This is a genomic window from Mycobacterium attenuatum, from assembly GCF_900566085.1.
GTDB classification, from domain to species: Bacteria; Actinomycetota; Actinomycetes; order Mycobacteriales; family Mycobacteriaceae; genus Mycobacterium; species Mycobacterium attenuatum.
In genome coordinates, this window is sequence record NZ_UPHT01000086.1 from 1 (window position 1) to 11866 (window position 11866).

Annotated in this window: 8 protein-coding genes; 5 read left to right on the plus strand and 3 right to left on the minus strand. The window is 65.5% G+C overall.

Annotated elements, in window-relative coordinates; translation table 11 throughout:
* Nucleotides 1-131: 131 nt before the first annotated feature.
* Nucleotides 132-1493, minus strand: a complete 1362-nt coding sequence (locus tag EET13_RS14270) for a Mu transposase domain-containing protein (RefSeq protein WP_036398549.1) — start codon at nucleotides 1491-1493, stop codon at nucleotides 132-134.
* 263 nt (nucleotides 1494-1756) lie between these two features.
* Here EET13_RS14270 and EET13_RS14275 point away from each other — a divergent pair, with 263 nt between their 5' ends.
* From EET13_RS14275 to EET13_RS14285, 3 genes are all read left to right on the plus strand, one after another.
* A complete protein-coding gene (locus EET13_RS14275; RefSeq protein ID WP_122442910.1) occupies nucleotides 1757-2443 on the plus strand; it encodes a TetR/AcrR family transcriptional regulator in 687 nt (228 codons plus the stop codon).
* Nucleotides 2444-2568: 125 nt separating this feature from the next.
* Nucleotides 2569-3069: a VOC family protein gene (locus EET13_RS14280; protein WP_122442947.1), complete on the plus strand. Its 501-nt coding sequence runs from the start codon at nucleotides 2569-2571 to the stop codon at nucleotides 3067-3069.
* Nucleotides 3066-4529: an FAD-binding protein gene (locus tag EET13_RS14285; RefSeq protein ID WP_122442911.1), complete on the plus strand. Its 1464-nt coding sequence runs from the start codon at nucleotides 3066-3068 to the stop codon at nucleotides 4527-4529. The genes EET13_RS14280 and EET13_RS14285 overlap by 4 nt, the downstream gene beginning before the upstream one ends.
* Nucleotides 4530-4623: 94 nt before the next feature.
* On the opposite strand, the gene EET13_RS32300 is transcribed toward EET13_RS14285, so the two are convergent.
* Together EET13_RS32300 and bacA are read right to left on the minus strand one after the other, a co-directional pair.
* The gene (locus EET13_RS32300; RefSeq protein ID WP_122442912.1) at nucleotides 4624-5187 is read right to left on the minus strand and encodes a PE family protein; all 564 of its coding nucleotides are present in this window, start codon (nucleotides 5185-5187) and stop codon (nucleotides 4624-4626) included.
* 544 nt (nucleotides 5188-5731) lie between these two features.
* Nucleotides 5732-7651: a vitamin B12 ABC transporter pemease/ATP-binding protein BacA gene (bacA, locus tag EET13_RS14295; protein ID WP_122442913.1), complete on the minus strand. Its 1920-nt coding sequence runs from the start codon at nucleotides 7649-7651 to the stop codon at nucleotides 5732-5734.
* A gap of 103 nt (nucleotides 7652-7754) precedes the next feature.
* Between bacA and EET13_RS14300 the strand changes: the two genes are divergently transcribed.
* Both EET13_RS14300 and secA2 read left to right on the plus strand, forming a co-directional pair.
* Complete coding sequence (locus EET13_RS14300; RefSeq protein ID WP_122442914.1) at nucleotides 7755-9398, plus strand: acetolactate synthase; 1644 nt, start codon at nucleotides 7755-7757, stop codon at nucleotides 9396-9398.
* Between the two features lie 88 nt (nucleotides 9399-9486).
* Nucleotides 9487-11811 (plus strand): accessory Sec system translocase SecA2, encoded by a 2325-nt coding sequence (secA2, locus tag EET13_RS14305; protein ID WP_122442915.1) that lies wholly within the window; start codon nucleotides 9487-9489, stop codon nucleotides 11809-11811.
* Nucleotides 11812-11866: the final 55 nt, after the last annotated feature.

Consider the following 11866-nt stretch of genomic DNA (forward strand, 5'->3'; position numbering starts at 1 on the left):
GACCACCACCACGACCACCGTCGAGGAGTCACCGTCAGCAGCCGCGAGCCGCTATCAGCAGCTCGCGGCTGCTGACGGTGACTCCTCGACGGTGGTCGTGGGGGTGGTCTTGGGGGTGCGGGGGGTGGGGGTCATTGGATGGTCCTGTTCTGGGCGGCCCGCTCGTAAGCGGACAAGTCGATGACGGTGGAATCGGTTGACGGAGTTGACGTTTCAATGGCGGTGATGGATGGCTGCTTGAGTTGAAGCAGTTGCGCGGCAGCGGCTTTGGCCGCCGGGCCCGGTGGGATGCGTTCCTTGCGGCGGTGTGGGCGTCCGGTCGCTGCGGTGGCCATCGCGGCGGCGTCCAGGGCGATGACATGCCCGCTGTCGCGCACCATCACCCCGAGCCCGTCGGCGGCCATCCGGTGGCGCGCGATCACGATCCCGCTCGTAGTGGCGATATCGCAGAACTCACCCCCGACCGGATGCGACACCACGACCTGGGCCGCCGCCAGTTCCGGCGGCACCGAATAGCGGTTGCCGCGGTAAGACACCATCGCTTGACGCGAGGCGGTGCGAGCCTCGGCGACGATCACCGGATACGGCGTCGCCGGCGCCGGTTGCAGTGGCTCTGTTTTGGCCACCACGGCGACTGAGGACCGGCCGTCGGCCGTGGCCCGCAGCCGGGTGTCACCACGGACCCGCGTGAAGCGATCCAGACTCACCTGGGCCGCCTCGACGGTCATATCGTCGGCCAGGGTGCGCCACCAGCGTTGCGCGGCGGTGTGGTTGACCTTCTCCACCACGCCCTTGCGGTTACCGCGCCGGGCCGGGCAGATCGCCACCGCCACGCCGTAGTGCTTGGCCACCCCGGCGAACGACGCGCTCACCCGACCTGAGCCGGGGTCGCACACCGTGGCCATCCGATCGAAGCGCCACACCCGGGTCAGTCCACCCAGGCCACGGGTCACCCGGTCCAGGCCGGCGACCAGATGCGGCTGGTCCTCACTCGGCGCCAAATAGCCGCGCCACATCCCGGAATGCGACAGTGAGCCGACCAACAGGTGCGCTGTCTTTCCCCACCCCCACGATGCCGGTGGGTCGGGCAATTCCAGCCAGTCCCATTGGGTTTCCTCACCCGGCGGGTGCGGGATCACCGCGTTCGGGCGCTGCGTGGCAGTCCGGCAGGCCTCACAAACCGGGCGCAGGTCCCGGGCACGGATGTTGCGGGTCAGGCTCTGATAGGACAACCCGAACCCCAGGTCCTCGAGTTCGTCGAACAGGGTGCGGGCCCACAGGTGCGGGTCCTCGGTCAGCCTCGCGGTGACGTAGTCGACGAACGGATCGAACGGGTCCGGGCCGGGGCGGGCGCGGACCCCGGGTGTGCCGCCACCGGCCAGATACTTGCGGACCGTCTTGCGGTCGAAGCCGGTGTGGCGGGCGATCGCCGAGATCGTCCAACCACGTTTGCGTAGGGCATGTACTTCCACATCGTCCTCCCATGTGAGCATGAGAAAGCGGGCCTCCTTCGGTGGAGCAACTGGCGTCAGACACCAGCGGCTTCGAGGGAGGCCCGCCCTTCTCGGCGGAGCCACACGGGTGGGGAATTTCGATGAGCGTCAGTGGGGAATTTCAGTGAGCGCGGTCAGCGGGTCGCCATGGCACTTCCTTCCAGCGCTAGATTTTTGAGAGCGCTGCTCTCGTTACCAAACACGCTGCCATAGCGCTGACACAAAAGCAAGAGCGGTGATCTCGGTTATGCCAGACTTGCGGCATGGGCAAACGCCAGGACTCACGGGAGCAGATCGAGGCCAAGATCATCGAGCTGGGCCGGCGGCACCTGGCCGATCATGGCGCAGCCGGATTGTCACTGCGTGCGGTTGCCCGCGACCTGGGCATGGTTTCCTCAGCCGTTTACCGATACGTCGTCAACCGCGACGAGCTGTTGACGTTGCTTCTCGTCGACGCATACTCCGATCTGGCCGACGCGGTGGACCGCGCTCGCGCCGAGGCCGGACTCGACTCGTGGAGCGACGATGTCATCGCGATCGCGCATGCGGTCCGTGTTTGGGCCGTCGCACACCCGGCGCAGTGGGCGCTGCTGTACGGCAGCCCCGTCCCCGGGTATCACGCGCCACCGGAACGTACCGTCGGCGTCGGTACTCGCGTCGTCAGGGCGTTGTTCGACGCAATCGCCGCGGCCATTGCCACCGGCGACATTATTTTGACGAATAACGTTGCGTCCCAGCCTATGTCATGGGACTTCGAGCGGCTTCGACGGGAGTTCGACTTTCCAGGCGATGATCGCGTGGTCGCGAAGTGCTTCTTGCTGTGGGCTGGTGTGGTCGGGGCGATCAGTTTGGAGGTGTTCGGACAGTACGGCGCCGACACGCTGACCGAGCCCCGTCAGGTTTTCGACGGTCAGATACGGCTACTGGTCGACATCTTGGCGCAGCATTGACGACATGGTGACGCCCTCGAATTAGAACGTGTTCAGCAGTCTCGTTGGGGCCGGCAGTCGGCGGTGATGGCAAAGGCCTTACGAACTCTTTCAGGCGCCACCAGGCTGAGCTATTCTGCGAGACGATGAACTTTTCCGTTCCCTCGCCGACACAGATCGCGTGGGTGATCACGGACCTAGACGCCACCGAAAAAGCCCTCACCGGCCTATTGGGTGCTCGGAGGTGGGTGCGGATACCCGATGTGCACTTTGCTCCCGATACTTGCAGCTATCACGGCCAACCTGCCGACTTCGTCGCGAGCATCTCGCTGAGCTACCTCGGCGACATGCAGTTAGAGCTCATCTCGCCAGTCCGCGGGGAGAATATCTATAGTGACTTCTTGCGCGAGTCCGGTCCGGGCCTGCACCACATTTGCATGGAAGCCGAGAGCCCCGAACGGCTGGAGGCAGCACTTGTTGAGGCGGCCGAGAACGGCGCCACTGTGGTGCAGCGGGGCGTGATGCCCGGCGGGATTCACTTCGCCTATCTGGCGGCGCCGGAGGCAGGGGTGCCGTTTGTGGAGATCGCATATTTCTCACCGGAGATCAGGGCGTTCTACGACTACATCAAACGGGAGCAGCGGTGAGCACCGACATACCAGCAACGATTAGCGCGGACTCGGTGGCGGTGTGGTCGGATGACGTCGATGTGGTGGTGATCGGTTTCGGCATCGCCGGCGGATGCGCGGCGGTGACGGCGGCCGCGGCGGGTGCACGGGTGGTGGTGCTCGAGCGAGCCGCCGTCGCGGGCGGCACCACGTCGCTTGCTGGCGGGCATTTCTATCTGGGCGGCGGGACCGCGGTCCAGCAAGCGACCGGTCATGCTGACTCGCCCGACGAGATGTACAAGTACCTGGTCGCGGTGTCGCGGCAGCCTGATCACGACAAGATCCGGGCTTACTGTGACGGCAGTGTCGAGCATTTCAACTGGCTGGAAAGCCTGGGTTTTCAGTTCGAACGCAGCTACTTTCCCGGCAAGGCCGTAATCCAGCCCAACACCGAGGGACTGATGTTCACCGGCAACGAGAAGGTCTGGCCTTTCTTCGAGATGGCGGTTCCCGCGCCGCGCGGCCATAAGGTGCCGGTACCCGGCGACACCGGCGGCGCCAGCATGGTGATCGACCTGCTGGTCAAGCGAGCCGCGAACCTTGGGGTGCAAAGCCGCTACGAAACCGGTGCCACCGGGCTGATCGTGGACCGATCCGGCACCGTAACCGGGGTGATGTGGAAGCGGTTTGCTGACACCGGTGCGATCAAGGCGAAATCGGTGATTATCGCCGCGGGAGGATTCGTGATGAACCCAGACATGGTAGCCACCTATACCCCGAAGCTGGCCGAGAAGCCATTCGTGCTCGGCAACACTTACGACGACGGCTTGGGCATCAGGTTGGGTGTATCGGCCGGCGGCGCCACCGAACATATGGAACAGATTTTCATCACGGCTCCGCCGTACCCGCCGTCAATCCTGCTCACTGGTGTGATCGTCAACAATCTCGGCCAGCGGTTTGTCGCCGAGGATTCCTACCACTCCCGGACCGCGGGGTTCGTCATGGACCAGCCCGACAGCGCCGCGTATCTGATCGTCGACGAAGCGCACCTGCAACGGCCCACGATGCCGTTGGTCCCGTTGATCGACGGCTGGGAATCGGTCGCCGAGATGGAGGCCGCGCTGGGCATCCCCCAGGGCAACCTGGTGGCGACGCTGGACCGCTATAACACCTACGCCGCGCGCGGTGCGGACCCCGACTTTCACAAGCAGCCGGAATTCCTTGCGCCACAAGACAAAGGGCCGTGGGGAGCATTCGACATGTCATTGGGTAAGGCGATGTATGCCGGCTTCACCCTCGGCGGCTTGGCCACATCGGTAGACGGCGAGGTGTTGCGTGAAGACGGCTCGGTGATACCCGGGTTGTATGCGGCGGGAGCGTGCGCATCCAACATCGCCCAGGACGGCAAGGGCTACGCCAGTGGGACGCAGCTGGGCGAGGGCTCGTTCTTCGGCCGCCGCGCCGGAGCGCACGCGGCCCGGCGGGCCGGGGGCGCCTAGGTGCGTTGAGTGAGGGCGCCGGAGCGCACGCGGCCCGGCGGGCCGGGGGCGCCTAGGTGCGTTGAGTGAGGGCGCCGGAGCGCACGCGGCCCGGCTAGAGCAACCCGTCCAACCCGTTCAGACCCAACAGTCCGCCGGTACCGCCAGCACCGACACGGCCCTTGGTAATCCCCAAACCCGCGTTGCCGCCGCCCCCGCCGTTGCCGAACAGAAAGGCGCGGCCGCCTTGGCCGCCTGCTGTCCCGGTGTTTCCGAGACCGTCACCGCCGGCACCGCCGTCGCCGAACAGCAGCCCACCATCCCCGCCGTGCCCACTGTTACCGGTACCTGAGCCGCCGGCGCCGCCGTTGCCGATCAGGATCTCACCGTTGCCACCTTTTGCACCGGTTTCCGGAGCGCCGTTGGCCCCGTTGCCGATCGGCGGCCGGCCCACCAAGGCGATCGTTGGCGCGTTTACGAGGTCTAGCAACGCCTGAAGTGGGTTGACGTTGGCGCCCTCGGCGACCGCACGAGAGCCCGCTGCGGCGTTGAGGGCCAGCACGAATTGATCGTGAAACACCGACACCTGGGCGCTGAGCTGTTGATATGCCCGTCCGTACTCCGAAAATAGGGTGGCGATCGCTGTCGAGGCACGCGGGGTCGCCGTCACGAACGACATGTGACACCTCCAAACCAGCAACGAGACCACGAGCCGGACCGCGAGCCAGCGACGTCGAGACCGCCGTGCCCGGCCAGCGCCGCGGGCGGTGCACCGGTGGGTGGCCGCCGATACGACTCATCTGCGCCCGGCGGACGTAGGTGGCGTCCCGAATTGCCACAACGGGCCGCTACGGGCATGTCCGCGGACAGTGACCGCCCGCACCGGAGGGTCATCCAACGATCGTGGCTGTCAGGCTCGATTGATGCGCCTGTTCCTCTTCAGTTGTCAGGCCTGATGCCGCGACGCTACGGGTGCGCGGTGCCCCGCGTCATGACCACAACGAGGCATTTGCATCGCGTCTCGGTAGTCAGATTTGACTATCGAGATCGGCCACTGCCACGCCGAGGTTGCGGCAAGAACACGGTCGCAGTAGGCACTTGCAGCGACTGCGTCCGCCGGACGATGCCAAGCGATGTCAATCCGGAACGCGCGCAACGTGTTTCGCAACGGGTACCTACACGGTCCGGACGCCACGAGGGCGGTGACTGGATCCGAGCCGGCTCTACGTCCTTACCGGCTCCTTCGTCACCGGGCTCAGCCGCCATGGCCCGCCGCCCAGCAACTCGAGCTGCTGGTCGTGCAGGCGCTCCAGCGCGGGCCGGTGGCTGACGCTGACGATGATGCAGTCGGGCAGCTCGTTGCGCAGCAGTTCGTACAGCGCGAATTCCAGGCCCGTGTCGAGCGCCGATGTGCTTTCGTCGAGGAACACGGCTTTGGGTTTGGTGAGCAAAATACGGGCGAAGGCAACGCGCTGTTGTTCGCCGGGGGAGAGCACCTTGGCCCAGTCTCGTTCTTCTTCGAGTCGGTCGCACAGCGGCGCGAGGGCCACCTTGGTCAGCGTGTCGCGAACTACGTTGTCCGAGATGGCGAAAGGTGGATTGGGATAGCACACCACGTCGCGCAGGGTGCCCAGTGGCACATACGGCAGCTGGGACAAGAACATCGTTTCGTTGTCGCCGTCGGGACGGCGCAGCGTCCCCGAGGCGAAGGGCCATAGTTCTGCCAGGCTGCGCAGCAGAGACGTCTTGCCGGACCCGGAACGCCCGGTGATCACCAGCGAATCGCCGCGGTCGAGCCGGACGTCGAGCGGATCGATCAACCGATCGCCGGCGGGGGTGCGAACTTCGACCTCGTTGAGCTCAACGGACTCGTCGTCGCTCGGCCGGGTTAGCACCGCAGGCAGCGCGCGGCCCTTCTCGTTGGCGTCAACCAGCCCGTACAAACGGATGATCGCCGCGCGGAAGGAGGCGAACGCGTCGTAGTTGTTTCGAAAGAACGACAACGAGTCGTGAATATTGCCGAACGCGGTGGCCGTCTGGCTCACGTCACCGAATTCGATTTGCCCGGCGAACAATCGAGGCGCCTGGATCACCCACGGCAGCGGAACAATTGTCTGACTCACCGACAGGTTCCACCCGTTGAAGGCGATGCTGCGGCGTACGTACCGACGGTAGTTGTCGATCACTGGCCTGAACCGTTGCTCCAATTGCGCGCCCTCGACCCGCTCACCGCGGTAGAAGCCCACTGCCTCGGCCGCGTCGCGCAGCCGCACCAGCGCGTATCGGAAAGCGGCATTGAGCTTTTCGTTGCGGAAGCTGAGCCAGATCAGCGGACGCCCGATGACGAAGGAAATGACCGTTGCGACGAGCACATAGACAAGAACCGTCCAGAACATTGCCCGCGGGAACGAGACACCCCATAGATTCAGGGTTCCGGAAAGGTTCCACAGGATCGCGGTGAAAGAGATCACTGAGATAATCGATTGCACGGCACCGAAAAGCAGCGTGCTACCCGTGCCGTTGGAGGGTGAATTTGGGCTGCCGCCCACGCCGGCGGTGAAGATGTCGATGTCTTGCTGGATGCGCTGATCCGGGTTGTCGATCGTCTCGTCGATAAACAGATCCCGGTAGTACGCCCTGCCGTCGAGCCAGTCTCTGGTGAGGTGGTCGGTCAGCCACACCCGCCAGGCGATGATGAAGCGCTGGGTCAGATAGATGTCGGCCATCACCCGAACCACATGAATCACGGCCATGATGCTGAAAACCCCGATCGACATCCAAAACCCATGTACACCGGAGCTTTTCACTACCTCGTCCCCTGCGGCGGCGCCTTGGAATGCTTTCTGCAGAGCCGTGTACATGTCGTTGCCCTGATAGCTGAATAGAACATTCAGCCGCACCGCCAACACCACCGAGAACAACAGCACACCAAGCATCAGCCATACCGGAATGCTCTGGGGCCCGACGAAGTACTCACGGGTGATCCGCCAGTACTGGCGTCCCCAGGGCGTCAGAAAGCGCAACAGAACCAACACAACCAGGACGCAGACAGCGCTGATCGCCCAGGCTTTGCCGACCCAATACAACGAATCCATAGTTGCCCTGGACCAGTCGATGGAGGGCGTAAACGGCTTCGGGCCCAAGGTAGATGCTCCTCACGGTCGAGGTGTTCAGGCGGCTGCTGAACAGAAATCCTTCGGCGAAGGTACCGGAAGGATGCAGATAGGCTTTCGAAATATGACGGATATGAGCACCGACGCCGCCCCCGCCCCGATGATGCATGCGGGACGGCTGATCGCGCGCCGGCTCAAAGCCAGCGGTATCGACACGGTTTTCACGCTTTCCGGCGGACACCTGTTTTCCGTCTACGACGGCTGCCGCGAGGAGGGTATCCGGCTGATCGACACCCGCCACGAGCAAAGTGCCGCCTTCGCCGCCGAGGGCTGGTCCAAGGTGACACGGGTGCCCGGGGTGGCCGCCCTGACCGCGGGTCCGGGCGTCACCAACGGCATGAGCGCGATGGCTGCCGCCCAACAGAACCAGTCGCCGCTGGTGGTGCTCGGTGGCCGGGCGCCCGCCGCGCGGTGGGGGATGGGCTCCCTGCAAGAGATCGACCACGTTCCTTTTGTCGCACCGCTGACTCGTTTTGCCGCGACCGCTCAATCAGCGGGTGACGCGGGCAGGCTGGTCGACCAAGCCCTGCAGGCTGCGGTCGGAGCCCCGTCCGGGGTGGCTTTCGTCGATTTTCCGATGGACCACGTATTTTCCATGTCCGAGGACGACGGTCGTCCCGGCGCACGGACGGACGCACCCGCGACCGCAAATCCCGACGGTGTCGCCCTGGACCGGGCCGCCGGCCTGTTGTCGGCGGCGGAGCGTCCGGTCATCATGGCGGGCACCAACGTTTGGTGGGGACGCGCGGAGACTGCGCTACTGCGGCTGGCCGAGGAACGTCGGATTCCGGTGCTGATGAATGGGATGGCCCGGGGCGTTGTGCCCGCCGACCACCCGCTGGCTTTTTCCCGGGCACGGTCAAAAGCCCTGGGGCAGGCCGACATTGCACTGATTGTCGGGGTGCCCATGGATTTCCGGCTGGGATTCGGCGGGGTGTTCGGAGCACAAACCCAGCTCGTCGTCGCCGACCGCGCCAAACCGGAGCGCAGTCATCCCCGCCCCATTGCGGCAGGCCTGTACGGGGATCTGACCGCGATCCTGTCGGCGCTGACCGGAACAGGCGCCGCCGACCACCGGGACTGGATCGACGAGCTACGGACCGCCGAGACGGCGGCGCGCGAGGCGGAGCACGTCGAGCTCGCCGAAGAACGCGTCCCGCTGCATCCGATGCGGGTGTACGCCGAGGTGGCGCCGCTGTTGGACCGCGACGCCATCGTGGTGATCGACGCCGGTGATTTCGGGTCCTACGCCGGGCGGATGATCGACAGCTATCAGCCGGGGTGCTGGCTGGACAGCGGTCCCTTCGGTTGCCTGGGTTCAGGGCCCGGTTATGCCTTGGCCGCGAAGCTTGCCTGGCCGCAACGCCAGGTGGTGTTGCTGCAAGGTGACGGCGCTTTCGGGTTCAGCGGTATGGAGTGGGACACCCTGGTTCGCCACAATGTGCCGGTGGTGTCGGTCGTCGGCAATAACGGCATCTGGGGTTTGGAAAAGCATCCAATGGAGGCGTTGTACGGCTACTCAGTGGTGGCCGAGCTGCGCCCGGGAACCCGCTACGACGAGGTGGCGCGCGCCCTGGGCGCCCACGGCGAGCTGGTTTCGGCGCCGGCGGACCTTCGCCCGGCGCTGCAGCGGGCCTTCGCGAGTGGTCTGCCGTCGGTCGTCAACGTGCTGACCGACCCCGCTATCGCCTACCCGAGGCGATCGAACCTGGCCTGACGTGCCCGGTTGCGCTCTGCCGAAGCGGCTACGTGTCGCTGGTGCCACGTTCGCCCGCACCGGTCACGGGGTCACGTACCGTTGACGTGTGCCAAAGACCACACGCGCTGAGCCTGGCCGCCTGAGCAGCCGATTCTGGCGACTTCTCGGCGCCAGTACCGAAAAGAATCGAAACCGGTCCCTCGACCAGGTGACCGCTTCGGCCGAGTACGACAAAGAAGCCGCCGACCTGACCGACGAGAAGCTGCGCCGCGCGGCGGGGCTGCTCAACCTCGACGATCTCGCGGACTCTGGCGACATCCCGCAGTTCTTGGCCATCGCCCGGGAGGCAGCCGAGCGTGCGACCGGCCTGCGCCCGTTCGATGTGCAACTGCTGGGTGCACTGCGCATGCTTGCCGGCGACGTGATCGAAATGGCGACCGGTGAGGGCAAGACGCTTGCCGGCGCGATCGCGGCCGCCGGCTATGCACTGGCCGGCCGCCATGTCCACGTCGTGACCATCAACGACTACCTGGCCCACCGCGACGCGGAGTGGATGGGCCCGCTGTTGGAGGCGTTGGGGATCACGGTCGGATGGATCACCGCGGAGTCGACCAGCGAGGACCGCAAGGCGGCATATGGCTGCGACGTCACCTATGCCTCGGTCAACGAGATCGGGTTCGACGTGCTGCGCGATCAGTTGGTCACCGACGTGGAGGACCTGGTATCACCCAACCCGGACGTGGCCCTGATCGACGAGGCGGACTCCGTGCTCGTCGACGAGGCGTTGGTGCCCCTGGTTCTGGCCGGCACCACCCATCGTGAGACACCGCGGCTGGAAATCATTCGTCTGGTCGCCGAGCTGACCCCCGGCACCGACTACGAGACCGATGCCGACAGCCGCAACGTCCATCTGACCGAGACCGGCGCTCGCAAAGTCGAGAAGGCGCTCGGTGGCATCGACTTGTACTCCGAGGAACATGTCGGCACCACGCTGACCGAGGTCAACGTCGCGCTGCACGCGCATGTGCTGCTGCAGCGCGACGTGCACTACATCGTCCGAGAGGGCGCGGTCCACCTGATCAATGCCTCGCGCGGGCGCATCGCCCAATTGCAGCGCTGGCCGGACGGACTACAGGCCGCCGTCGAGGCCAAGGAGGGCATCGAGACGACCGAGACCGGTGAAGTGCTCGACACCATCACCGTGCAGGCACTGATCAACCGTTACGCCACCGTGTGCGGCATGACCGGGACCGCCCTGGCGGCCGGCGAGCAGCTGCGCCAGTTCTACAAACTCGGTGTGTCGCCGATACCGCCGAATACTCCCAACATCCGCGAGGACGAGACCGACCGGGTGTACATCACCGCAGCGGCCAAGAACGATGCGATCGTCGCGCATATCGCCGAGGTTCACGAGACCGGGCAACCGGTACTGGTCGGCACGCGCGACGTTGCTGAATCCGAAGAGCTGCACGAAAGGCTGCTGCGGCGCGACGTGCCCGCGGTGGTGCTCAACGCGAAAAACGACGCCGAAGAGGCGCAGGTGATCGCCGAGGCCGGCAAATTCGGTGCGGTCACCGTGTCCACACAGATGGCAGGACGCGGCACCGACATCCGCCTCGGCGGCTCCGACGAAGCCGACCATGACCGGGTCGCCGAACTGGGCGGGCTGCACGTGGTCGGCACGGGCCGCCATCACACGGAACGCCTCGACAACCAGCTGCGTGGCCGCGCCGGCCGCCAGGGTGATCCCGGCTCGTCGGTGTTCTTTTCGAGTTGGGAAGACGACGTGGTCGCGGCCAACCTCGACCACAACAAGCTGCCCATGGAGACCGACGAGGACGGAAGGATCGTCAGCCCCAGGGCGGCCGGGTTGCTGGACCACGCCCAACGGGTCGCCGAGGGCCGGATGCTGGACGTGCACGCGAACACCTGGCGCTACAACCAGCTGATCGCACAACAGCGCGCCATCATCGTCGACCGGCGAAATACGTTGCTGCGCAACCCAACCGCGCGTGAGGAACTGGCTGAGCTGGCGCCCGAGAGGTACGAGGAGCTGGCTGAAGATCTCTCCGAGGAACGGCTGGAGAAGATCTGCCGACTGATCATGCTGTATCACCTGGACCGTGGCTGGGCAGATCATCTGGCCTATCTGGCCGACATCCGCGAGAGCATCCACTTGCGGGCCTTGGGCCGGCAGAATCCGCTCGACGAATTCCACCGGTTGGCGGTTGACGCGTTCGCGTCGCTGGCCGCCGACGCGATCGAGGCCGCACAACAGACATTCGAAACGGCCAACGTGCTGGAGGAGGAGCAGGGGCTGGATCTGTCCAAGCTGGCTCGGCCGACGTCGACGTGGACCTACATGGTCAACGACAACCCTCTGTCCGATGACACGCTGTCGACGCTGAGCCTGCCCGGCGTATTCCGCTGAGCGACTGGGCGGGAGCCGCGGCCCGTAACGCCACGGCAAAAGATCCTCGCCGGGG

What these genes read in the sequence shown, in the direction of transcription:
- EET13_RS14270 (WP_036398549.1), bottom strand. Translation starts at nt 1,493, where the DNA reads ATGCTCACATGGGAGGACGATGTGGAAGTACATGCCCTACGCAAACGT.
- EET13_RS14275 (WP_122442910.1), top strand. Translation starts at nt 1,757, where the DNA reads ATGGGCAAACGCCAGGACTCACGGGAGCAGATCGAGGCCAAGATCATC.
- EET13_RS14280 (WP_122442947.1), top strand. Translation starts at nt 2,569, where the DNA reads ATGAACTTTTCCGTTCCCTCGCCGACACAGATCGCGTGGGTGATCACG.
- EET13_RS32300 (WP_122442912.1), bottom strand. Translation starts at nt 5,187, where the DNA reads ATGTCGTTCGTGACGGCGACCCCGCGTGCCTCGACAGCGATCGCCACC.
- EET13_RS14300 (WP_122442914.1), top strand. Translation starts at nt 7,755, where the DNA reads ATGAGCACCGACGCCGCCCCCGCCCCGATGATGCATGCGGGACGGCTG.